This window comes from Thalassospira australica (assembly GCF_000763295.1).
Taxonomy (GTDB): domain Bacteria; phylum Pseudomonadota; class Alphaproteobacteria; order Rhodospirillales; family Thalassospiraceae; genus Thalassospira; species Thalassospira australica.
Window position 1 is genome coordinate 28,388 of record NZ_JRJE01000006.1, and the last position, 23,281, is coordinate 51,668.

The following is a 23,281-nucleotide window of genomic DNA, read 5'->3' on the forward strand; positions in this document are numbered from 1 at the left end:
TGCTTTTCGACCACCTCAGGGTGGATTTTTCCTTAGTTATATTCCCTGAAAAGTCGAATAGAAGTTCGATTGATTTTCATGCGAAACACCTTGGCAGATAAGGGTTTTATGCGCGGTAAAAAAGACTTTTCAAATATGCATGTTTCCAGTCAAAAAAAATTGGAATTTTCGACTTCGAACATTGCAAAAGGCACCCTTAGTTCGTGATTTTCCATTTATTCCGCCGGAAAAAGTGCGCAACGCGATTCGGTGTCATCTGCAATTTGATGGACGAGTTTTGTCGTCTTGCGGGATTATTGTTTGATAAGAATATGGCTTACGGTTGAGAGTGGTTCTGCCAAAAATTACAAAGTGCGCTTTTTTGATTTTGTAGATGGTCGATGTTACGCTTCCCAAGCTGCCCTGAAATTTGCGGTATTCGTCGACTTCAGGGGTGGTGCATATAACGGAGGAATGAATGTATCAGAAGATGCTCGTACCTGTCGATTTGGCCCACGTTGACAAATTGGAAAAAGTAATTCAAACAGCGACCGATCTTGCCAAGCACTACAAGGCTGAGATCAGCATTCTTGGTGTGAGTACCAACACGCCATCATCGGTTGCACATTCGCCGAAGGAATTCGAACAAAAGCTTGATGCTTTTGCAAAAGAATTGGCGTCAAAGCACGGTGTCAGCACCAAGGCCGTTGCTCATATTTCGCATGATCCTGCAGTGGATCTTAGCAAAGAGCTTGTCGCCAAGGCAGATGAGCTTGGTGTGGATGTCATCGTAATGGCGTCGCACGTGCCCGGTGTCGCCGATCATATCTTCTCGTCTCATGGCGGATATGTGGCGTCTCACTCGGAACTTTCCGTGTTTTTGGTGCGTTAAGGAATGCGAACGAACACCTACAGCCAGGGTCGGCTGTATTTTCTTTTAACCTAGGGAGTCTCAAATGGGGTCTGAAGCTGACACGGGCATTGAAAGCCCGGACGGTGCAGCGAACCCGATTGATACAGAATATCAAATCGGACAAGACAATATCCAGAAAGAGATCGGGCCGTTTGGGCTAGACGTCCATAACCCGGTCTTTCTGATTTCGGGTCTTGCAATTGTTGCTTTCGTCTTTCTCACTCTGGCCTTTCAGGAAAGCGTCGGGCCGATGTTTAACGACCTGCGCGGTTGGTTAACATCGACATTCGATTGGTTCTTCCTGTCTGTGGCCAACGTATTTGTTGTGTTGTGCCTGTTTCTGATTGTTTCGCCATTGGGCCGTGTGCGCCTTGGTGGTGCAGATGCGACACCGGACTATTCCTATGCTGGCTGGTTTGCCATGCTGTTTGCAGCGGGCATGGGCATTGGCCTTATGTTCTATGGCGTATCAGAACCAATTTCGCACTTCTCATCTTCGATTGGTGGGGTTGCATTTGGCGACGATGGCATGCGTACCGACTGGGCCCCGCTGGGCGCAGCAGCAGGGGACGCCGATGCTGCGTTTGACCTTGGCATGGCGGCAACGATTTTCCATTGGGGTCTGCATCCATGGGCGATTTATGCCACGGTAGCACTGGCGCTGGCGCTGTTTTCCTTTAATAAGGGCCTGCCACTGACCATTCGCTCGATCTTTTATCCGATCTTTGGCGAGCGCGTCTGGGGCTGGACCGGTCACATCATTGATATTCTGGCTGTGTTTGCGACCCTGTTTGGTCTGGCGACCTCGCTTGGTTTCGGTGCAGAACAGGCCAATGCCGGTCTTGAATACCTGTTTGGTATTCCGGTGTCTGATGGGTCCAAGGTTGTTCTGATCGTTGCGATTACCGGTGTTGCGCTTGTTTCGGTTCTGGCGGGTCTGGATGCCGGCGTGAAGCGTCTTTCGGAAATCAACATGGTTCTTGCAGCTATTTTGCTGCTGTTTGTTGTTCTGGTTGGTCCGACCATGGATATCATCACGGGCTTCTTTACAAGCCTGGTGTCCTATGTGGAATATCTTCCGGCATTGTCGAACCCGGTTGGGCGTGAAGACGCCAACTTCAGCCAGGGCTGGACGTCCTTCTATTGGGCGTGGTGGATTTCCTGGTCACCGTTCGTTGGTATGTTCATCGCGCGCGTTTCGCGTGGCCGTACCGTCCGTGAATTCATCACCTGTGTTCTGATCATTCCGTCGCTGGTGTGTGTTCTGTGGATGACCGCCTTTGGTGGCACTGCTGTTCATATGGTCAGCGAAGGTGTTTCGGCCATCGCCGAGGCAGGTCTTCCGATTAAGCTGTTCACCATGCTTGATCAGTTGCCAATGCAGGCCATTACATCCTTTGTCGGCATTGTTCTGGTGATCGTATTCTTCGTGACGTCATCGGATTCCGGGTCGCTTGTGATTGATACAATCACGGCAGGCGGCAAGGTTGACGCACCTGTTCCGCAGCGCGTCTTCTGGTGCACCTTCGAAGGTCTGGTTGCCATTGCATTGTTGCTTGGCGGTGGACTTGGATCTTTGCAGGCCATGGCCGTCTCGACGGGCTTCCCGTTTGCGATCGTGCTGCTATTTGCGTGTTACTCGATCATTCAGGGGCTGCGAAGCGAACCCAAGGCGGTTGGCGCAGGCTCAGAAGCCACGAATGACTAGTAAATAGTTTCTGACCTATCTTTCATCTTTATCGGGATGAAAAACGAAGAAGGGCGCCAGATGGTGCCCTTCTTTTTTGTTTGGTATTTTGCGTGGATACTCTGGATCGCAAAGCGTTCAGGGCTTGGGCGCAGTAAATGTCATGATGGCCTTGCCCGATGCATCGATCAAAACAAGGTTGCTTTTGTTCATCGTCCAGCCCGCTACACGCAATGTTGCCCGGTTAAAGGCATCTTCGATTTCCATGGCGTCACCCATGCACATCATGCGCGTTCCGACCAGTGGTGAAAACGTCAGGTTCTCAGCATTTTGGGTATAGCCGCCAACGTAACTGTTGCACCCTGACGATCCGCTGACTTTGCCGTCTGTGGCAAAATTGGCGCTGGCTTCTATCGGCGCATCAGGTGTCAGGGTTCTGGTGCCATCCATCACCGAGGCTAACCGCCAATCCCTGTTGGTAACATCCGACCAGTCCTTGGCCACCTGTGTGTCACCTGTTGTATTGCACGCGGTCAAAAGCAGGCCTGATGCAAAGATCATGGATAAAAACAAAACCGGTTTTCTGCGGAGCATGGCCAAGATCCTGTTGTAATGGTTGCCTTTGTGCGTAGCAGCACGTTTGGATTGCGATGGGGGCAGAGTATATCACGGATTCAGGTGTTTATAAGGTGCGGCTATATCCGGGCTGGTTGATGCCCGATAGGCTAAGAATGCGAAAACGGCTTTGCGTGAATGGCGATCTTATGGCTATTTGGTCGAGTTTTGACCCTAAGCCGGTCTTCCCGCCCGGGGGTCTCTGTCCTTCACCTTACAGGTTGCCGTCCCATGAAAATCTCTCTGACTGATGCCCATACGCTTGTTTGCGACACTTTGATGCGCTGCAAGGTAAGCCGGACGAATGCGTCTTCGGTTGCGACTGCATTGGTTGCAGCAGAAGCATCGGGACAAGGCGGGCATGGTTTTCGCCGGGTTCCGGCCTATTCAGCGCAGGCACGTGTTGGCAAAGTCGATGGCATGACAAGTCCGGTGATGGAAAAAACAGCACCCGGCGTCATGCGGATTGATGCGCAACATGGTTTTGCCTATCCGGCGCTTGATCTGATGATGGATCATTTGCCGGACATGGCGCGCAGCCAAGGGGTTGCGATCGCGTCAATCCACAGATCACACCATGCCGGTGTTATGGGACTCACCGTTGAACGTCTGGCCGCGCAGGGGCTGGCCGCCATGATGTTTGCCAATGCACCGGCTGCCATGGCGGCATGGGGCGGCAAGCGACCGATGTTTGGCACCAACCCGATTGCCTTTGGTGTGCCGGCCGGGGGCGCCGGCGATCCAATTGTTATTGACCTTGCGCTATCGAAAGTGGCCCGTGGCAAGATCATGGCTGCCAAGCAAAAAGGTGTCAAAATTCCTGATGACTGGGCGTTTGACCCGGATGGCAACCCGACGACTGATCCGGTCAAGGCCATGGACGGCACCATGGTTCCGGCAGGCGGGGTCAAGGGAGCTGCCCTTGCCATGATGGTCGAATTTCTGGCTGCGGGTCTAACCGGTGCACAGTTTGGGCATCAGTCCTCGTCACTGTTTGATGACAAGGGGGCGCCGCCTGCATTGGGGCAATTCATCATCGCAATTGATCCGCAGGCAACCGGTGGGGCCGGTGCAATGGGGCATCTGGCCCAGCTCGCCAACGAAATTGCATCCGAGGATGGCGTGCGGTTGCCGGGGCGTCGCGGGAAGCAGGCGCGACAGATCGCCGAAACGGATGGCCTCGAAATAGAAGACGACGTCATGAGCGCGATTGACGCCATAAAATAAAAATTCAAGAAAGATGCATGATTTGGGAATTTTTGATACTGAAAGCGCGTATGATAAGTCAAAATGCATTTTAGTTTTTATAAAATGCATTAAATATGATGATTAATTCTGATTTTGTTACAGTATTTACTTCGTGCGTTTATCAGTCTGTTTTTGTAAATACTTCATGTATAGACAAGTTTGATTGTTGTCTGGCAAATATGGTCCCCGTAATCATGGAACTGTAACACGAGTGTCACCGTAGAGTCGCGGTTTGTGCGTAGCTTCTTCCTCCAGCGAAACACATTCAGGCGATACTTTGATGCTGGTTGTAGATATCCTCGGACTGAACAAAAGCTTTACCCGTGACAAACGTGCGCTCAGCGACGTTACTCTGCAGGTCCGGGAAGGCGAAATGGTGGCGCTGATTGGTGCGTCCGGTTCAGGTAAATCAACACTTATTCGTCATATTGCCGGTTTGCTGCGCGGGGATCGCGATGGCGGCAAAATCGTCGTGTTTGGTGAAACCATTCAGGAAAACGGCAAGATATCACGCGGGGCACGCAAGGTGCGCGCCGAAATCGGCGTTGTTTTTCAGCAATTCAACCTTGTAAGTCGGCTTTCGGTTTTGACCAACGTGCTGATGGGGTTGCTGGGGCGCGTTCCGGCCTGGCGCGGTTCGCTTGGGCTTTTTACCAAAGCTGAGAAAACCCGCGCCATGAACGCACTTAACCGTGTCGGGATTGGTTCTCATGCGGTGAAAAAGGCGCGCAACCTTTCTGGTGGTCAGCAACAGCGCGCGGCAATTGCACGCACGATTACGCAAGGCGCCCGTCTTATTCTTGCCGACGAGCCGATTGCATCGCTTGATCCGGCATCATCGCGCAAGGTGATGAACACACTTGATCGTGTGAACCGCGAAGACAATGTCACCGTGATTGTATCGCTTCATCAGGTTGATTACGCAAAAGATTACTGCAAACGCACCATCGCCATGCGCGATGGTGAAGTTGTTTTTGACGGACCTTCAAGCGAACTGACACCGCAGTTTCTTCAGGAACTGTACGGCGAACATTCTTCCGAACTTTTTGCCGATGGCGCCAAGGAGGCCATAGCGCCTGCTTCAAGACCCGTCGCAGAAAAGGACCTGGCTGTCGCAACAAGCTAGCCGGGCCAGTTGTCATGACTGCCTTACCTTCTTCGAAACATGTCCAAATCAAATCTGACAGGGGACTTTTTATGAACGTTAAGACAATTGCATCCGCAGCATTTGCGGCCACGATGCTGGCATCCGTTGCAGCCAAGGCCGATGTTGAATTCAAACCGCTCGAACAGGATCCTGAATCCCTCGTTTTCGGTATCATTTCCACGGAATCGACTTCGAACCTGAAAGCTCAGTGGCAGCCGATGATCGATGACATGTCCGAAGCTCTGGACATGGAAGTTGAGGCATTCTTCGCACCGGATTATGCCGGCATCATCGAAGGCATGCGTTTTGGCAAGGTTCATGTTGCATGGTTTGGCAACAAATCCGCCATGGAAGCTGTTGACCGTGCAGGTGGCGAAGTCTTCGTTCAGACCACCAAAGGCGACGGTTCGGACGGTTACTATTCCCACATCATCACGCAGGTCGACAACGACAAGGTCAAAACCCTTGAAGATATGCTGAAATGTGATGGTTCGCTGAACTTCGGTATTGGTGACCCGAACTCGACGTCGGGCTTCTTGGTGCCGTCCTACTATGTGTTCGCACAGAACGGTGTTGATCCGAAGGATTGCTTCAAAACCGTGCGTAATGCGAACCACGAAACCAACCTGATGGCGACCGCCAATGCGCAGGTTGACGTTGCTGCCAACAACTCCGAGCAGCTTGCACGTACCAAAATGAAAAAGCCGGAAGTGACTGAAAAGGTCAAAGTCATCTGGACGTCGCCGCTGATCCCGTCTGACCCGATGGTCTATCGCAAAGATCTGTCCCGTGACCTGAAATCCGAAATCAAGGCCTTCTTCCTTGGTTATGGTCGTTTCGGTGATGTTGAAGCTGCCAAAGAAGTTCTTGCCAACAACTCCGATGGCATGGGGCTGTTCATGGAAAGCAGCAACGCACAGCTTTACCCGATCCGTCAGTTGGCCCTGTTCAAGGACAAGCTGAAAATTCAGAACACCGAAGAGCTTTCTGCGGAAGAGAAAGCAGAGCGTGTTGCTGAAATCGACAAGAAGCTTGCTGAACTCGACATTCTGGTTGCTTACCAGTAATCGGCCTTTTCGCAGGGAGCGCACCCTAGGTGTGCTCCCTGTTTGTATTTACCATCCGGGATTAACACGATGAACAGCAGCATTTCTTCCGCATCATCTGTCGCAACTGCACTTCCGCCACGTGACCTGAAACGGTCGGCCTCAAGCTTCCTGCTATGGGCTTTTATCCTTGGCCTTCTGGCATGGTCCTGGGAAGGGGCGGATATGCGTCCGATGGCGCTGATTGAAAACAGCGGCAACATGGTCGATTTTGCCGACGGGTTCTTTCCGCCGGACTTCCTGATGTGGAAGATGTATGTCGAAGAAATGTGGATCACCATCCAGATCGCGATCTGGGGTACGGCATTGTCCATCGTTTGTTCCATTCCGTTTGGCATTCTGTCATCTGAAAACATTGTGCCGGTCTGGGTTTATCAGCCGGTGCGCCGCCTGATGGATTCCTTCCGTGCGATCAACGAAATGGTCTTTGCCATGTTGTTTGTGGTGGCGGTTGGGCTTGGTCCGTTTGCCGGTGTTTTGGCCCTTTGGATTCACACCACAGGCGTTCTGGCCAAACTGTTTTCCGAGGCGGTTGAGGCGATTGATCCCGAACCGGTCGAAGGTATTCGCGCCACCGGGGCCAATGCGCTTCAGGAAGTGATCTTTGGCGTGATCCCGCAAGTTTTACCGCTGTGGATTTCCTATTCGCTGTATCGCTTTGAATCGAACGTTCGTTCAGCAACAGTTCTGGGCATCGTTGGGGCCGGTGGTATTGGCATGGTGTTGTGGGAATATATTCGCGGGTTCTATTACGCGGAAACCGCCGCCGTCATGATCATCATCATCATCTCGGTCAGCCTGCTTGATATGGTGTCACAGCGCCTGCGCAAACTGGTGACCTGATCGATGGGGGTCACGGTTACACAGGTCAAACCGGCAATGAAGGCATTGTCGGAACAGCCAACGATTGATGAAAGTGCGACTGTCGTCGACTGCGAAATGGGGGTCTGGACCGAAGTTGGTGCCAGAACCGCCATGCGCGAAAGCATAATGGATGATTATTCCTATGTCGTGAATGACAGCGAGATCATCTATTCCGACATCGGCAAGTTCGTAAATATCGCCGCCCATACCCGTATCAATCCCGGACAACATCCAATGGACCGGGCGTCGATGCATCACTTTCAGTATCGATCCAGCGCCTATGAACTGGGTGATGATGACCCGGCCTTTTTTGACTGGCGTCGCGAAAAGCGTGTGCGTCTTGAACATGATGTCTGGATCGGGCACGGGGCGATTGTACAGGGCGGTGTTACCATTGGTATCGGTTCCGTTGTTGGATCGGGGGCGGTGGTGACCAAGGATGTCGCGCCCTACACGATTGTGACGGGCATTCCGGCAAGCCCGCTGCGCCCGCGGTTTGAGGCTGATATCGTTGATGCCCTTTTGCGCATCCGCTGGTGGGATTGGTCCCATGAAATGCTGCGCGAAAGCTTGCAGGATTTTCGGAGTTTGCCGGTGCGCGAATTCTGTCTGAAATACGATACGGTTTGACCGCTTGTTGTTTTCATCAATGATAAGATCATCGCCGGAGGTTAAAAAAGACCACCGGCGCTTTTTTACATCTCGCATGTGATCCTGGCGTTCATATCCCGCTCGTGCAAAGTGAAACCATGACCGACTATAAACGTTACGCCATCTACTATGCCCCGCCCGCGCAAAGTGACTTGGGGCTGGTTGGTAATGGCTGGTTGGCACGTGATCCTGCCAGCGTCGATGCATTGCCGCGACCAGACACCATTGGGCTGACCAAAGACGAAATCACTGCTGCAACGTCATCACCGGCGCGCTATGGCTTTCATGGGACGTTAAAGCCGCCCTTTTCACTGCGCGACGGGAAAACCCGATCAAAACTTGAATCCGCCGTTGCGGAGCTATCTACGCAGACCGCGCCAGTTTCCTGTGGTCCCTTGATGTTGAAATCCATTGGCCGGTTTCTTGCCCTTGTGCCAACGGATCCGCTGCGTCCGCTTGAAACGCTTGCGGCATCGCTTGTGCGTGAACTGGACGGGTTTCGCCGGCCCGAAGATGAGACAGCGATGAACAAGCGTCGTGCAGTCGGACTAACCGCCCGTCAGGAAGAAAATCTGATGGCGTGGGGGTATCCTTATGTCATGGAGGAATTCCGGTTCCACCTGACCCTGACCAACAAGCTTGACGAAGATCAGCTTGCCCGGTTTGAAAAAGCACTGGCACCAATTGTCGCGCCTGTGTGCCGACAGTCATTCGTGATTAACGATATCTGTCTTTTTGGCGATCCCGGCGGCGGCAAGCCGTTCCGGATTTTACAGAGATTTGAACTGGAAGGTTAAAAATGCTGCAGCAAAAACCGCAGCATTTTGGTGGCAGGTTGAAGCTACGCCGTAACAGAATTCAGTTGCTCAGGCCCGGTTTGCCATGTTCAGGGGCATTTTAATTGCGTTTATAAAACGGGCAATGCCGGTTTCAAGATCTGCGTCGTTATCGACGTGGACGATATTGTCGCCTTCTACCTGATAGGCCGATGCACGTGCCAAACGCCGTTCAATATCAAGGGCACCTTCACGGCCGCGGGCATGAAGGCGTTTGCGCAGTGCGTCATTGCTGGCACGGATGTTTAGAACCCGAACATTTTCGCGTCCCACCAGGGCATAGGCATCTTCAATGACGCTGCGCGATACATTGACAATCACGGTTTTGCCAGACGCCAGATCGTCCAGAACATGGCGTGGGACGCCATAGGCCAGGTTATGCGCCCGCCAACTTAGAAGAAACGCGCCCTGAAGTGCCATCTGGCCGTAATCCTCGGGCCGGATGGGGATATGGTTTTCGCCAACCGACCCGACCGGGCGGGTGATGCAGCGGCGTGGAAAGCAGAATTGTGTGTCATCTGCCAGCCTGTCACGCGCACCATCAAGAAGAGTGTCCTTGCCAACGCCACTGGGGCCGACGACAAGGACAAGAAGTCCCGGTCTGCAGCGGCCATTATGTGCATGGCCCAAAGTCATGATACGCGCTGACCTTCACGCCAGACGCCCCGCACGATCGGGTGATGGGGGGAATGATGCACACGGATCAAGTCACCGCGTTTACCGGTGGCAATTTCACCGCGGTCAGATAGCCCGACATGGGCCGCAGGATTAAGCGAAACCGTGCGAATGGCGCGCGGCAGATCATATTCATCAAAATCATCAAACAGCTTCATTGCACCATGCAGCAGACTGTGCGGGACATAGTCACTTGAAATGATGTCGAGGTAACCTTGCTTTGCCAGATCGCTGGCCGCGACATTGCCGCTATGAGATCCGCCGCGCACAAGGTTTGGCCCCCCCATCATCACGCCAAGCCCACCTTCGTGCGATGCCTTGGCAGCTTCCAGCGTGGTGGGGAATTCCGCAACGGTCATCTTGTCTTCGACGGCCTCGTCTACATGGGCCTTGGTGGCGTCATCATGGCTGGCAAGGGCAAGCCCCTTGGCGTGGGCCTGTTCGACCACATGGCGGCGATGTTTGACGGAATAGAGCTCGGCATCGCGTTTGCGTGACGCGATGAATTTGCGCATTTCTTCGTCGCTGAGGCCATATTTCCCCTGATAGTAGGTGTAATAGGCATCAAGACTGACAAACTGGCGTTGACCGGGGGTGTGATCCATCACCGACAGCATGCGCACCAGCGGCAAGTCGATCAGTTTTGCCAGTGCTTCGACCATGCCCGGAAACGATGTTTCGCAGCGTAGGTGCAGTTTGTGGTCTGCACGCAACAGGTTGTTTTCCAGCGCATGTCCAAGGGCCTCAACCGATTCAATCAGTCGAACAATCCGTTCCGATCCTTCGTTAACGTCGCCGATGGAAACCGCATCAAACACGGTTGTGATGCCTGCACTCGCAACCTGATTGTCATGGGCGATGACGGCTGCCGTGGCGGGCCAACGGGTTTTGGGACGCGGGGTGAGGTGCTTGTCGAGATTGTCGGTATGAAGTTCAACCAGGCCCGGCATCAGGTAATCACCCCCCATGTCCTCGGCACCTGGCAGGTTTGATGGACGGTCGGAAATGTCGGTGATCAGGCCATCCTTGACCTGAACTGCGCCCTCGATAACGTCGTTTGCCAGAATAATTTTGGCATTGGTAAAAATCTGTTCAGTCATTGGCCCCAACTTTATACGACGTCACGTCAAATGACCCGGTGCAGACGGCATCACGGGTTTCATGGTCATGGAAAATACCGGCGATGGCCGCACCACGGCTTTTGGCTTCTTCAATCAGCTCCAGAACCGTGGCGCGATTTTGTGCGTCAAGGGATGCGGTCGGTTCATCGAGCAGCATGATTGGATAATCGGCAATGAAACCGCGTGCGATGTTCACGCGTTGCTGTTCACCGCCCGAAAAGGTCAGCGGCGAAAGCTGCCAAAGACGTTCGGGAATGCGCAGACGCGTCAAAAGGTCACGTGCCTTATCCATTGCCGTTTCGCGGCTGGTGCCAAGGGCCACAAGTGGCTCGGCGACAATTTCAAGGGTTGGCACACGCGGGATCACCCGCAGGAACTGCGACACATAGCCCAGTGTGCGCTTGCGAATCTCAAGGATAGAATGCGGACTGGCGGTGGTGATATCAAGCCAGTCACCATCGTGGAATACCTTGATGGATCCCTTTGAGCAGGTGTAGTTGGCATAAAGCATGCGCATGAAGGTACTTTTCCCGGAACCGGATTCACCGGTCAGCGCAATACATTCGCCAGATGAAAGCGCGAACTCGACACCTTCGAAAACCGGGATGGTCACGCTGCCCTGAGTATGCAGGGTAAAGCTTTTGGCGACATTTTGTGCATGAAGCATTTCAGACATTTTCTTCGCCCCGATCAGTTCTGCAAAATGGAAGAAACAAGCAACTGGGTATAGGGATGCTGCGGGTCATCAAGAACCTGATCGGTCAGACCATGTTCAATCACCTTGCCCTGTTGCATCACCATCAGCCGGTGCGAAAGAAGACGTGCGACGGCAAGATCATGGGTAACGATGATCACTGCAAGATTAAGATCGTGAACCAGCCCGCGCAGCAGATCGAGCAATCTGGCCTGAACGGAAACATCAAGCCCACCCGTGGGTTCGTCCATAAAGACGAGGCGCGGGCTGGTTACGAGGTTGCGGGCAATCTGCAAACGTTGCTGCATGCCGCCCGAAAAGGTTGATGGCAGGTCATCCAGTCGCTCGGATGCGATTTCAACCTTGCCAAGCCAACTGTCCGCATTGCTGCGAATATTGCCGTAATGACGATCACCAATCGCCATCAAACGTTCGCCGATATTGGCCCCGGCACTGACATTCATGCGAAGCCCGTCACGCGGGTTTTGATGCACAAAGGCCCAGTCGGTCCGCATCAGAAGACGGCGCTGGGCTTCGGACATCTGATAAACATCGCGCACACCATCAATGCGGGTCTGGTATTCGACAACGCCGTTGGTCGGTTCCTGTTGTGCAGAAATGCTGCGCAGCAAAGTGGATTTACCCGATCCGGATTCACCAACGATGCCAAGGACTTCACCGGGGCGGAGTTCAAAACTGACATCCTTGCAACCCACCCGGTCGCCATACATCATGGTCAAGTTGTCAACGCGCAGAAGCGGTTCGTTCGTCTGGGTCATTATTCTGCTGCCTCTTCACGCTTTGAGGTGCCAAGTGGCTGGTCATGGTGTTGCGGACCGCGATGGCCGGCTTCTTGTCGTTCTGCGCAATAATCGGTGTCCGAACAGACAAACATCCGGTTGCCCTTGTCATCGAGAATGACTTCATCAAGGTAACTGTCGCGCGCACCACACATGCCGCATTCGTCTTCCCATGTCTGGACCTCGAACGGGTGGTCTTCGAAATCAAGGCTTTTGACCTTGGTGTAAGGCGGCAGGGCATAGATGCGTTTTTCACGACCGGCCCCGAAAAGCTGCAGGGCAGCCATATCGTTCATTTTCGGATTGTCGAATTTGGGCGTCGGTGACGGGTCCATGACATAGCGATCATCAACCATCACCGGATAGGCATAGGTGGTGGCAATATGGCCGTGACGGGCAATGTCTTCATACAGCTTCACATGCATCAGGCCGTATTCTTCAAGCGCGTGCATCTTCCGGGTTTCGGTTTCGCGGGGCTCAAGGAAGCGAAGCGGTTCGGGGATTGGCACCTGATAGACAAGAACCTGATCTTCGCGCAGTTCCTTTTCGGGGATGCGGTGACGGGTCTGAATGATCGATGCCTCGGCGGTTTTTTCCGTGGTTGCAACCTTGGCGGTCTTGGCAAAGAACTGACGGATGGAAACCGCGTTGGTGGTGTCATCGGCGCCCTGGTCAATGACCTTCAAAGTATCATTTGGGCCGATTACGGCTGCGGTGACCTGAACGCCGCCTGTGCCCCAGCCATAAGGCATCGGCATTTCGCGCCCGGCAAATGGCACCTGATAGCCCGGAATGGCGACGGCCTTAAGCAAGGCGCGCCGGATCATGCGTTTGGTCTGTTCATCAAGATAGGCGAAATTATAGGCGCTGGCCCCATCCGCCGGATTTTTAACAATCTGTTCCATGGGATTACTCCGCGGCCTCGGGTTGGGATGTGTCATCTTCGGCGTCGCGCTTTGCCAGACGTTCTTCGACCTCTGTCCGCATGCGGCGCACCAGCTCAAGTTCGCCTTGGAAATCGACGTAGTGTGGCAGCTTGATATGTTCAACAAAGCCGGTGGACTGGACATTGTCGCTATGTTCCATCACGAACTCGCTGTCCTGTGCCGGGCCCATGATTTGTTCGCCCATCTCATTGGCGCGCATGGCGCGATCCACCAGTGCCATCGAAATTGCCTTGCGCTCGTTCTGTCCAAACACAAGGCCATAGCCGCGGGTGAACTGCGGCAGTTTGGTTTTCGATCCCTTGAACTTGTTGACCGTTTCGCATTCGGTCAGTTCGATGTCGCCGATATCAATGGCAAAGCCGAGTTCTTCGGGTTCGATTTCGACCGAAACGGTGCCATAGCGAATTTCACCGACAAAGGCGTGACTGTTGGCATAGCCGCGCTGGGTCGAATAACCCAGTGCCAGAACAAATCCCTCATCCCCGCGCGACAGGTTTTGCAGGCGCAGGTCACGACCGGCCGGGAACTTGACCGGCTCACGCGTCAAATCGGCGACCGGGGCATTTTCATTGACCGGGGTGGGTTCATCCTGAATAAGACCTTCATAGTTCAGGATATCATCGAGAACGCGCGGCATATTTTCATCAACCGGCTGTTCACCATGGGGTGCCTCGGTGGGCTGTTCGCCATTGGCCATCAGGGTGAAGTCAAGCAGGCGGTGGGTATAGTCAAAGGTCGGGCCCAATATCTGCCCGCCGGGCAGGTCCTTGAAGGTTGCCGAAATGCGGCGTGATACATCCATCTCGGCGGTTTTGATCGGCTTGGAAAAGGCAAAACGCGGCAGCGTCGTGCGATAGGCCCGCATTAAAAAGATCGCCTCGATCAAATCACCACGGGCCTGCTTGATGGCAAGGGCGGCCAGATCACGGTCGTAAAGCGATCCTTCGGCCATCACACGGGTGACAGACAGCGACAATTGCTGTTCGATCTGATCGGTTTCGATTTCGGCAATGTCGGTATCGCCCCGGCGTTGTTCGGCCAGAAGCTTGTGGGCGTTGTTGATGGCACGTTCGCCACCTTTAACGGCTACATACATGATTAATTGACCTCGATCCGGGTGGTGCGCGACAGGGCGGCGATCTGGGTTGGGCTTGCGAAAATCACATCAACGCCGCACGGAAACAGGTGATGGTTTTCCGCTCGCCACGCATGGAAGCTTTGCGGCAGGTCCTTGATCGCAAGGCTGTGGGTGTCCTTGATGCCGGGCCCCGACAGGGTCATTGCCGGGCCATTTTCGATTTTCTCGACGATTAAGATCAGGGTCGCTGATTGATCTGGATATTCCGCATTGCCAACAGCAAGGTCGGTGACGAAGGACAGGTCATCTTCGATGCGGGCCACAGCAAAGTCTGCCTGTGTAACGTCAGTGGTGATTGGGCACCCGCAATGAAACTTCAGATGGTCACTGGCCGCCTTGGTCGCACAAGTTGGTGACAGCCAGATAGTTGTATCCATATCGGTCATGGCAAGAAGGGTTGCCGTCGCGGTTGCGTTTAGCCCGTCTGGCGATACGGTCTGAACCGGAAGGTCATAGATGCGACCCGGGCGGGACATGGCATCCAAAAGCACGCGGAATACCGCATTTGAATCAAATGCTGCATGGTCAAAGCCGGGCAGCAAATCACTTGTCTGGGGGGTGGCGGTCATTCGTCTTCTCCGCGGACAAGGGTAAAGAAATCTACCTTGGTGGCCGCAACCTTGCGCGCATGTTTGCGCTTGCGGGCGGCTTGCTCATCGGCAAGGTCATTGATGAAAGTTTCAGCTGATCCGTCGCGCAGCATGATCGCATCGAAAAGGGCGGCATATTGCGCCTGAACCCGGTCACGCCCTTTGACGTATGAATGACCAACCGTGCCATCGGAAAGTGTCACCGCGCAGCGGGTTACCGTCATTTCACCAAGATTGAAGCGCTGCCCTGCGCCGCCAGCACGTCCGCGCACCATCACCATGCCGATTTGTGGTTCGCGAAGGTGGGTCCACTTTTCGGCGCTGTATGTATCCGACCATTTGGCTTCCAGTCGCTTGCGCGGCGTGCGGGCCAGAACCGACATCCATTTCTGGCGTGCTGCTGTCTTGGCATCGGTCGGGGAGCTGGCGTTTTGATCCTGATCGGTCTTGGCATTCGGGGCGGGATGCGCCGTCATCAATCTGATCCTCTTTTCTTCATGTCGACAAATTCAAAATTTGTCTAGACGTCTATACCTATTGACGTTATAAGACGATCCAGCACCCTTGGCAAAGGTCTTGCGGTGAAAGTTTTGTGAACGGGGGAAGTTATGGATTGGGAGCCGGGGCTATCTATCTGGAAGCAAATAGAAAAGAAGTTGCTTTCTGACATATCCGATGGTGTGTTTTCCCCCGGTGACAAGATGCCGACCGAGATGGAATTGGTCCGTCGGTTCGGGGTCAACCGCCATACAGTACGACGTGCGATGGCCGCACTTGTCGATTCCAATGTTGTACGGGTTGAGCAGGGCCGAGGTGCATTTGTTCAGGAACAAATTCTTGATTACCCGCTGGGCTCAAAAACCCGGTTCTCGCAGATCGTTACGGGCCGTCATCGTTTGCCCGACAAGCGCCTGATTTCATCAGAAGTGCTCAAGGCCAGTTCGACAGTCGCGCAGTTTCTTGATGTCAAACCCGGCACGCGTGTGATTGAACTGTATTCAGTTTCCGAAGCCGATGGCGTGCCGCTTGCTGTTGCGACAAGTTATCTGCCAGCAGCGCGTTTTGACGGCATTGTCGAGATTTTCATTCAGACCAAATCCCTGACCGAGGCTTTCAAACGTTTTGGCATTGATGATTATAGCCGCAAAACCACCCGTATTTCGGCAACTTTGCCCTCGACGCGGGCAGCATCGCTGCTAAAGCAGGCCAAAAACCGACCGGTAATTTCCACTGAAAGTATCGATGTCGATTCAGCAGGTGTGCCGATTGAATACGGCGTAACCGCCTTTTCAAGCGATCGGGTCCAACTGATTGTCGAATAGTTTGGAACTCGCTGGGGATTAATATTCTCTGCCCGGTCGTCCCTTATAGATCGGAAAGCTCAGGCCGAACTTGATTGCACATGCGCGCAGGATGAAGGCCGCGAAGAAACCAACAACCGCAATTGGTCCGCGTGGCAGGTCGAGAATGGCGGTGCCGACGACATAAATGCCAGCCCCCAAAGCTGCGCACGTAATGTAAATTTCGGGCCGCAAGATCAGCGGAATTTCATTACAGACCACATCACGTACCATCCCGCCAAAAGTTGCCGTGATCATGCCAAGAATAACCGCAACCAAGGGCGATACACCGATGTTAAGTCCGATCGCGGCCCCGGTGACGCCAAACATCGCCAATCCCAGCGCGTCAAGCCACAGCAACGCAACATAGCGCCGTTCAACAAGGTGGGCGGTGAAATAGGTGATCACGGCCGCCCCGATGCAGGTCACAATCCATGTTGTGTCGCGGATCCAGAAAACCGGCGTCGCCCCGGTAATCACATCGCGCACGGTTCCGCCGCCAATGCCGGTGAATGTGGCAATCAGAACAAAGCCGACAACATCCATCTGGCGTCGGGATGCCTCAAGGGCGCCGGTAATGGCAAACACCGCCACGCCCGCCAATTCAAGCCAATAGATAATCTGGGTAATTGTCATGGTAACCGTTTCAGACCCTGGGATGTTGTTGGGGCGGATGAGTGCCCAATGGAGTTTCTTTACGCGGATGTTATCACGTCTTCAAGGAGATAGCACAGCGTCAGGAAGCGGGTTTTCTTGACAGCATCACAGTGCAGCGCAATAAGCATCGCATGACAATTTCATCTGAAAAAGAACTCGACCACTTGCGCAAAATCGGGCGCATTTGTGCCCGTGCGCGTGATGTCATTGGGGCGGCTGTCGTTCCGGGCATCACGACTGCCGAACTCGATCACATCGGGCGCAAGGTCCTTGAAGATGCCGGTGCCGTCTCCGCGCCGGAAAGTGAATACAAGTTTCCCGGCGCGACCTGCATTAGTGTGAATGACGCTGTTGCACATGGTATTCCCGGCGATCAGGTTCTGGCGGATGGTGATCTGGTCAATATTGATGTCTCCGCATCGCTGGATGGTTACTTCTCCGACACAGGGGCAAGTTTTATCTGTGGCACGGCAAAGCCGGAGATCGCCAAGCTGTGCGAAGACGGCAAAAAGGCCATGTGGGCGGGGATCAAGGTGGTGCGCGACAAGGCCCCGATCCGCGAGATCGGCCTTAAGGTTGAAAATTTTGCCCGCAAGGGTGGCTATACCCTGATCCGCAATCTTGCCAGCCACGGCATTGGCAAGTCGTTGCATGAGCATCCCCACACCATCCCGACATGGGATGATCCCAAGGAACGCCGGGCGCTGAAAAAAGGACAGGTGATCACCATCGAACCATTCCTGTCACGCGGCGCAAAATGGGCCCTTGATAGCGAAGATGGATGGACGCTGTATGCCGATACCGGCGATGCCACGGTGCAGTACGAACATACCCTTGTTGTGACAGCCAAGGGTTATGAGATCATGACGCTTGGCAACTGATTGCATCTGAAAATGCTGCGCTTTATGCTGCAGCATTTTTTGCAATATAAAAGCCGCCCGAACATAACGGGCGGCTTTTGTTTTAGGTGTTCTTTGCGGGGCTGTGTTGCGATTACGCGCCGTATTTTGCCTTGGCTTCGCGGCGGCGCGCATGCAAGACGGGTTCGGTGTAACCGTTTGGCTGTTCACGCCCCTTGAAGACCAGATCGCAGGCCGCGGCAAAGGCGATGCTATCATCAAAGTTCGGCGCCATGTTGCGATAGGTCGGGTCGCCTTCATTCTGTTTGTCGACGACGGCGGCCATGCGCTTCATGGTTTCCATTACCTGTTCTTCGCTGCACAGGCCGTGATGGAGCCAATTGGCGATATGCTGGCTTGAAATACGAAGCGTCGCACGGTCTTCCATCAGGCCGACATCATTGATGTCAGGCACCTTGGAACACCCGATCCCGCTATCGATCCAGCGGACAACATATCCCAAAATACCCTGGGCATTGTTATCAAGTTCTTCCTGGATTTCGCTTGGCATCGGGTTGATGTCGCCCAAACGCGGAATCGCAAGGATGTCATCAAGGCTTGCGCGTTCGCGCTTGCCGATTTCATCCTGAACCGCGCGGACATCCACCTGATGGTAATGCATGGCATGCAGGGTTGCTGCCGTTGGCGAAGGAACCCATGCGCATTTTGCACCGGCCTTGGGGTGGCCGATCTTGGCTTCCATCATTTCGGCCATGCGATCAGGCTTGGCCCACATGCCCTTGCCGATCTGGGCAACGCCCTTCATGCCGCATTCAAGACCGATATCAACGTTCCAGTTTTCATAGGCCGCGATCCAGTACTGGTCCTTCATCGCTTCCTTGCGGACCATCGGGCCTGCTTCCATGCTGGTATGGATTTCATCACCAGTACGATCAAGGAAGCCGGTATTGATAAAGACAACGCGGTCCTTGGCAGCGCGAATGCATTCCTTGAGGTTGACCGTCGTGCGGCGTTCCTCATCCATGATGCCGACCTTAAGGGTATGTTCGGGCAGATCAATCGCCTGTTCGACAAAGGCAAACAGATCGTTGGTCAGTTCGACTTCCTCGGGTCCGTGCATTTTCGGTTTCACAATATAGACGCTACCATGTCGTGAATTTGAAAGCTCGTTATTGCCAATCACGTCATGCTTGGCGATCAGGCTGGTGACCATGGCATCAAGGAAGCCTTCGGGCACTTCGTTGCCATTGGCATCAAGCACTGCGTCAGTGGTCATCAGGTGACCCACGTTACGGATCAGCATCAAGCTGCGCCCGGGCAGAACAACTTCTTGGCCGTCAAAGCCCTGATATGTCCGGTCCGGATTCAGGCGGCGCGTAATCGTCTTGCCGCCCTTTTCAAATTTTTCTTCAAGCGTGCCTTTCATCAGGCCAAGCCAGTTGCGATAGGCAATGGTCTTGTCATCGGCATCTACAGCCGCAATCGAATCTTCGCAGTCCTGAATGGTGCTCACCGCAGATTCCATAACCACGTCGCACACACCCGCAGCATGTTCTTTGCCGATCGGGTGGGTCGGATCAATATGGATCTCGATATGCAGGCTATGGCGGCGCAACAGGATGTCGGTCAGTTCACCATCCTTTTCATTGTAGCCAATGAACTGCGATGGCAATTCCAGTGCGGTTTCGCTGCCATCCGAAAGGGTGACCACCAGCGTCCACCAGCCAGAGCTGTCTTCACGGACTTCGTATTTGGTGGCATCGGCATGTTTGCCGGTTGCAAGCGGGGCAGCTTCATCAAGGAACTCTGCGGCATAAGCCACTACCGCGGCACCACGTTTCGGGTTGAACGCCTTGGTCTTTTCCTTGCCGTCTGCCTCATCAATGACGTCGGTGCCATATAGGGCATCATACAGGCTACCCCAACGTGCATTGGCGGCGTTCAGGGCATAGCGCGCATTCATCACCGGCACGACAAGCTGCGGACCTGCGACCCGACCAATCTCCGGATCAACATTGGTCGTCGACACATAGAAATCGTCGCCTTCTGGCAGAAGATATCCGATCTCGGTCAGGAAGTCCTTATAGGCGGCCGGGTCACGCGGCTGATCTGCACGCGAAACATGCCATTCGTCGATCTTGGCTTGCAGTTCATCGCGCTTGGCAAGCAATGCCTTGTTGCGCGGTCCAAGCTCGGTGACGAGCTTTTCAAATGAAGCCCAGAACTGGTCAGAGCTGATCCCCGTTCCCGGAATGACTTCGTTGGCCACCAGATCATGCAGAACTTTTGCGATCTGAAGGCCGCCTTCTTGAATACGTTGGGTCATGTTTTCCTCACCAGACTTGGAGCTTCGCGGGCCCAGGGTCGAGCTATCCCCGACACATGCCAAATGTTTGGCAAACGCGTCCCGCCTATCGTTGGTTCACAACATATGGGTTGAGGATGGTTTGGGTCCACAGCCTGTTTCAAAATTTCGGGATGTTTTCCATATTATGGAAGTGTACCCGGTCTGTGCGGAGCTGTCGCAGTTTAAGGCTTTTTGTCCAAATCACTGGTATTGGCTGCAGTCGGGTCTGTTGCGGTGCTGTCATCCTCGGTTGACGTGACCTCGCCGTAATCATCCGGATGAGGGGTGCCATCCGGCGTCAGAACGTCTGCCACATCTTGGGGGGCTGCGGGCGTTGTGTTTTCATCATAGTGATTTGTTGTTTCATCCTCTGTGACCTCATCGGTGATCGGGGACAATTCAAATGCCATGGGCGTGGTGCGTGGCACGGCAACGAACTGACCTTGCTCCTCGATCGAGATCCGACGACCAAAGCCTGCACGATACATGGCAAAGCTGGCAACGCTGATGCCGATAATGGAAAACAGAACCGGCAGCGCCCAAGGACCAAAATACCCGATGGCACTGGACCCCAAAAGCGGGCCGGACGCAGCGGAACCGCCATAGACAATCAGCAAACCACCCGATGCCGGTACGATATCTTCGGGTTCGAGATAGTCATTCACATATGCCACGGCCAAACCATACACCGGCATGATAAACACGCCGGTAATGCCGCCCCAGATGGTCAGGTTGTTGCTTACCATTTCCGGGGCGACTAGCGGGAACAACCCGCAAAGGGCAAGTCCGACCAGAACAAAGATCATGACATATTGGCGCGGCACCATGTCCGAAATCTTGCCGATCGGGAACTGCATGATCATGCCGCCCAGAATGACAAAGAACATGAAATAGGCGATGTCGTTGGTGGCAAGACCAAGCTCAGCGGCAAATACCGGGCCCACACCATAAATCGCCCCGGACAGGACACCGGCACCGGATGCCGCAACAAAACCAAGCGGTGAAATCTTGTACAGGCGGCGGAACGTCATGCGTTCCCCACTAACGGCTGCGGGCGGTGGCTGACGGGTCAGGGCAAGCGGGACAAGCGACAGGGACAGCAGAACAGATGCAATGGTAAACAGCTCAAAGCTGCTGACCGATGCACCATTAAGCAACAGTTGACCAATGGCAAGACCACCAAGTGAAACTGTCATGTAAATGGCAATGGTACTGCCACGTGATGTGTTGTCGGCTTGTGCATTCAGCCAGCTTTCCACCACAAGATACAAACCCGAAAGACACAAGCCGGTCAGTGCGCGGAAAAGCGACCACGTGATTGGATCAACAAACACCGCATGCAAAAGCGTGATCGCCGATCCGGTGGACGCAAGGGCGGCAAAGGTTCGAATATGCCCAACCCGGTTTACAAGGCTTGCTCCCCAGATGATCCCGGCAACAAAGCCGACATAGTAGGACGCCATGATGATACCGGTATAGACCGGTGCAAATCCTTCTGCCGAGGCACGCAGCGCCAACAACGAAGATTGCAGGGAAGAACCACTGTTTAGCGCAAAGGCGGCAAACAGCGTTGCTGAAAGTGCAATGATCAAGGCAACCGGCGAACGCGGCATGGCATCCTCTGAGAGTTTTGCGAAGGCAATGATACCCTGCGGCAATGGCGTGAAACCTGTCAATCCTGTCAACGTACTGAGTTTAAAGGATCAGGGGCAGGTCCTGTTAATGCATCTTGGCCTTAACGCCGCCTTGCATAAGAAGTTCCATTCAAATTTGCGCTTCGTTTAGACGTGAAGCCATTGTGCGAATAGTGCCGGTTTCGCGCAACTGGCATGTGAAAATCGATGCACTTGAAACCAGCGTGATTTTGCGGGGAACGTCATAAATGATGACAAGCTGCTTGACCTTCACCCGATTGATGCTTTCTATGGCCGGGAAATTGGATGTTTTTGCCAAAATCCGCCATCCGAGCGGGTGGGATTTTGCGCAAACGCGCCACCTGCGAATCGGCTCGCCCCAAAATCTGGCACCAAAGCCATTGGGCGAACCACCATACAAGGGGAGGAAACCTTGAAAATCTTGCGTACTCTTGGCGTGATTGCCGCCGGTGCTATGGCTGTGTCTTTGGCAACCGCCGCACAGGCCGAAACCCGCGTGACCCTGAAATCGGCCAAGGCGGCCTCATCCTATTATCAGATGGCAGCCCAATTCGCCGAAGCGATCAAAACCGGCACCGACGGCGATGTTATCGTCACCGTCGAGGAAAGTCAGGGTTCGGTTCAAAACGTCATGGAATCCATGGTCCGTCCGGGCAACTATGTATTTACGTCGCCCCCCGGTCTGGTTGGTCTGGCCCAAAAAGCCAAAGGCCCGTTCAAGGATCGTCCTGCGGAAAAGTTCCAAGCCGTCCGCGCCTTGTTCCCGATCCCGTCGCTTACGATGCATTTCGTGATGCGTGCTGATTCCGGTGTAACCGATTTTGCCGACCTTGAAGGCAAAACCGTTTTGCTGGGCAAAGGGTCCTTTGGCGCACGTGAAGGTGCCAAATATCTCAATCTGTTTGGCCTTGAAGGCAAGGTCGATCTTGCAGATGCCGAACTTTCCAATGCGGTTTCCGCCCTTAAAAACGGTCAGATTGACGGGTTTGTTACGGCTGGTTCCTGGCCTGCACCCAACGTGATTGAAGCCGCAGCTGGTACGGATGTGACGGTTCTTTCGCTTTCCGAAGATCAGCTTGCCCAGACCAAGCGTGACAAGACCGTGATCCCGGCCGGGACCTATAGTGGTCAGGACAGCGATATCACGACCGCATCGCTGACGGTTGCCGCCTTCACCACGACCCAGATGGATGATGACACGGCGTACCTTTTGACCAAGACCTTCTGGGAACAGAAAGCAAAGATGGGTGAAAGCTCTTCTTGGTGGAATGGTGTTGCGCCGGACATGCTGGCGAATATCGGTGGTAAAATCCACGCTGGTGCTCTGCACTATTACCTCGAAACGGGCTTCCCGGTTCGTGATGATCAGCGCTGATCGCTGATACAGATTTCATATGACAGGCCCGGCCGT

24 protein-coding genes are annotated in these 23,281 nt (G+C 53.9%); 11 read left to right on the top strand and 13 right to left on the bottom strand.

Annotation, left to right across the window (positions count from 1 at the left end):
- Positions 1-457: 457 nt before the first annotated feature.
- Positions 458-871, top strand: a complete 414-nt coding sequence (locus JF44_RS0105535) for a universal stress protein (protein ID WP_033067982.1) — start codon at positions 458-460, stop codon at positions 869-871.
- Positions 872-935: 64 nt separating this feature from the next.
- On the top strand, positions 936-2,600 hold the full coding sequence (locus tag JF44_RS0105540; RefSeq protein WP_033067983.1) for a BCCT family transporter: 1,665 nt from the start codon (positions 936-938) through the stop codon (positions 2,598-2,600).
- A gap of 117 nt (positions 2,601-2,717) precedes the next feature.
- Here JF44_RS0105540 and JF44_RS19880 read toward each other — a convergent pair whose 3' ends face one another.
- Positions 2,718-3,173, bottom strand: coding sequence for an META domain-containing protein (locus JF44_RS19880; RefSeq protein ID WP_052065478.1), 456 nt, complete (start codon positions 3,171-3,173; stop codon positions 2,718-2,720).
- Positions 3,174-3,425: 252 nt separating this feature from the next.
- Here JF44_RS19880 and JF44_RS0105550 point away from each other — a divergent pair, with 252 nt between their 5' ends.
- The 6 genes from JF44_RS0105550 to JF44_RS0105575 all read left to right on the top strand — a co-directional run bounded on the left by JF44_RS0105550 (position 3,426) and on the right by JF44_RS0105575 (position 9,007).
- Positions 3,426-4,421 (top strand): Ldh family oxidoreductase, encoded by a 996-nt coding sequence (locus JF44_RS0105550; protein ID WP_033067984.1) that lies wholly within the window; start codon positions 3,426-3,428, stop codon positions 4,419-4,421.
- Between the two features lie 301 nt (positions 4,422-4,722).
- Positions 4,723-5,568, top strand: a complete 846-nt coding sequence (gene phnC, locus JF44_RS0105555; RefSeq protein WP_033067985.1) for a phosphonate ABC transporter ATP-binding protein — start codon at positions 4,723-4,725, stop codon at positions 5,566-5,568.
- Positions 5,569-5,639: 71 nt separating this feature from the next.
- Complete coding sequence (gene phnD / locus JF44_RS0105560) at positions 5,640-6,656, top strand: phosphonate ABC transporter substrate-binding protein (RefSeq protein WP_033067986.1); 1,017 nt, start codon at positions 5,640-5,642, stop codon at positions 6,654-6,656.
- Positions 6,657-6,725: 69 nt separating this feature from the next.
- Positions 6,726-7,538, top strand: a complete 813-nt coding sequence (gene phnE, locus JF44_RS0105565) for a phosphonate ABC transporter, permease protein PhnE (RefSeq protein ID WP_033067987.1) — start codon at positions 6,726-6,728, stop codon at positions 7,536-7,538.
- Positions 7,539-7,541: 3 nt separating this feature from the next.
- The gene (locus JF44_RS0105570) at positions 7,542-8,189 is read left to right on the top strand and encodes an LbetaH domain-containing protein (RefSeq protein ID WP_033067988.1); all 648 of its coding nucleotides are present in this window, start codon (positions 7,542-7,544) and stop codon (positions 8,187-8,189) included.
- 119 nt (positions 8,190-8,308) lie between these two features.
- Complete coding sequence (locus JF44_RS0105575; protein ID WP_033068169.1) at positions 8,309-9,007, top strand: DUF1045 domain-containing protein; 699 nt, start codon at positions 8,309-8,311, stop codon at positions 9,005-9,007.
- Positions 9,008-9,076: 69 nt separating this feature from the next.
- Here JF44_RS0105575 and phnN read toward each other — a convergent pair whose 3' ends face one another.
- Genes phnN through phnG form a run of 8 tightly spaced genes read right to left on the bottom strand, consistent with a single transcriptional unit; the run spans position 9,077 to position 15,487 of the window.
- Positions 9,077-9,682, bottom strand: a complete 606-nt coding sequence (gene phnN, locus JF44_RS0105580; protein ID WP_052065479.1) for a phosphonate metabolism protein/1,5-bisphosphokinase (PRPP-forming) PhnN — start codon at positions 9,680-9,682, stop codon at positions 9,077-9,079.
- Positions 9,679-10,821 carry an alpha-D-ribose 1-methylphosphonate 5-triphosphate diphosphatase gene (locus JF44_RS0105585; protein WP_033067989.1) on the bottom strand — a complete coding sequence of 381 codons (1,143 nt, stop codon included), beginning with the start codon at positions 10,819-10,821 and terminating at the stop codon, positions 9,679-9,681. The genes phnN and JF44_RS0105585 overlap by 4 nt, the downstream gene beginning before the upstream one ends.
- Positions 10,814-11,518, bottom strand: coding sequence for a phosphonate C-P lyase system protein PhnL (gene phnL, locus JF44_RS0105590; RefSeq protein WP_033067990.1), 705 nt, complete (start codon positions 11,516-11,518; stop codon positions 10,814-10,816). Before phnL ends, JF44_RS0105585 begins: the two co-directional genes overlap by 8 nt.
- Before the next feature lie 14 nt (positions 11,519-11,532).
- Positions 11,533-12,315 carry a phosphonate C-P lyase system protein PhnK gene (gene phnK / locus JF44_RS0105595; protein WP_033067991.1) on the bottom strand — a complete coding sequence of 261 codons (783 nt, stop codon included), beginning with the start codon at positions 12,313-12,315 and terminating at the stop codon, positions 11,533-11,535.
- Positions 12,315-13,241, bottom strand: a complete 927-nt coding sequence (locus tag JF44_RS0105600; RefSeq protein WP_052065481.1) for an alpha-D-ribose 1-methylphosphonate 5-phosphate C-P-lyase PhnJ — start codon at positions 13,239-13,241, stop codon at positions 12,315-12,317. Before JF44_RS0105600 ends, phnK begins: the two co-directional genes overlap by 1 nt.
- Before the next feature lie 4 nt (positions 13,242-13,245).
- Positions 13,246-14,379, bottom strand: coding sequence for a carbon-phosphorus lyase complex subunit (locus tag JF44_RS0105605; RefSeq protein ID WP_033067992.1), 1,134 nt, complete (start codon positions 14,377-14,379; stop codon positions 13,246-13,248).
- Positions 14,380-14,381: 2 nt separating this feature from the next.
- The gene (phnH, locus tag JF44_RS0105610; protein WP_033067993.1) at positions 14,382-14,990 is read right to left on the bottom strand and encodes a phosphonate C-P lyase system protein PhnH; all 609 of its coding nucleotides are present in this window, start codon (positions 14,988-14,990) and stop codon (positions 14,382-14,384) included.
- Entirely contained in the window at positions 14,987-15,487 is a 501-nt protein-coding gene (phnG, locus tag JF44_RS0105615) for a phosphonate C-P lyase system protein PhnG (protein WP_081944343.1), read from the bottom strand. The genes phnH and phnG overlap by 4 nt, the downstream gene beginning before the upstream one ends.
- Positions 15,488-15,619: 132 nt before the next feature.
- Between phnG and phnF the strand changes: the two genes are divergently transcribed.
- Positions 15,620-16,333 carry a phosphonate metabolism transcriptional regulator PhnF gene (gene phnF, locus JF44_RS0105620; protein ID WP_033067994.1) on the top strand — a complete coding sequence of 238 codons (714 nt, stop codon included), beginning with the start codon at positions 15,620-15,622 and terminating at the stop codon, positions 16,331-16,333.
- 18 nt (positions 16,334-16,351) lie between these two features.
- Here the strand turns inward: phnF and JF44_RS0105625 are convergent, their stop codons facing one another.
- Positions 16,352-16,987 carry a trimeric intracellular cation channel family protein gene (locus tag JF44_RS0105625; protein ID WP_033067995.1) on the bottom strand — a complete coding sequence of 212 codons (636 nt, stop codon included), beginning with the start codon at positions 16,985-16,987 and terminating at the stop codon, positions 16,352-16,354.
- A 152-nt stretch (positions 16,988-17,139) separates the two neighbouring features.
- Between JF44_RS0105625 and map the strand changes: the two genes are divergently transcribed.
- Entirely contained in the window at positions 17,140-17,889 is a 750-nt protein-coding gene (map, locus tag JF44_RS0105630) for a type I methionyl aminopeptidase (RefSeq protein ID WP_033067996.1), read from the top strand.
- 112 nt (positions 17,890-18,001) lie between these two features.
- On the opposite strand, the gene JF44_RS0105635 is transcribed toward map, so the two are convergent.
- The 3 genes from JF44_RS0105635 to JF44_RS20295 all read right to left on the bottom strand — a co-directional run bounded on the left by JF44_RS0105635 (position 18,002) and on the right by JF44_RS20295 (position 22,168).
- On the bottom strand, positions 18,002-20,194 hold the full coding sequence (locus JF44_RS0105635; protein ID WP_033067997.1) for a malate synthase G: 2,193 nt from the start codon (positions 20,192-20,194) through the stop codon (positions 18,002-18,004).
- Between the two features lie 203 nt (positions 20,195-20,397).
- Positions 20,398-21,828: an MFS transporter gene (locus JF44_RS0105640; RefSeq protein WP_052065530.1), complete on the bottom strand. Its 1,431-nt coding sequence runs from the start codon at positions 21,826-21,828 to the stop codon at positions 20,398-20,400.
- A gap of 151 nt (positions 21,829-21,979) precedes the next feature.
- On the bottom strand, positions 21,980-22,168 hold the full coding sequence (locus JF44_RS20295) for a hypothetical protein (RefSeq protein WP_156111608.1): 189 nt from the start codon (positions 22,166-22,168) through the stop codon (positions 21,980-21,982).
- Positions 22,169-22,282: 114 nt separating this feature from the next.
- On the opposite strand from JF44_RS20295, the gene JF44_RS0105650 reads away from it, so the two are divergent.
- Positions 22,283-23,245 (top strand): TAXI family TRAP transporter solute-binding subunit, encoded by a 963-nt coding sequence (locus JF44_RS0105650; RefSeq protein WP_033067999.1) that lies wholly within the window; start codon positions 22,283-22,285, stop codon positions 23,243-23,245.
- The last annotated feature ends 36 nt before the right edge of the window (positions 23,246-23,281 follow it).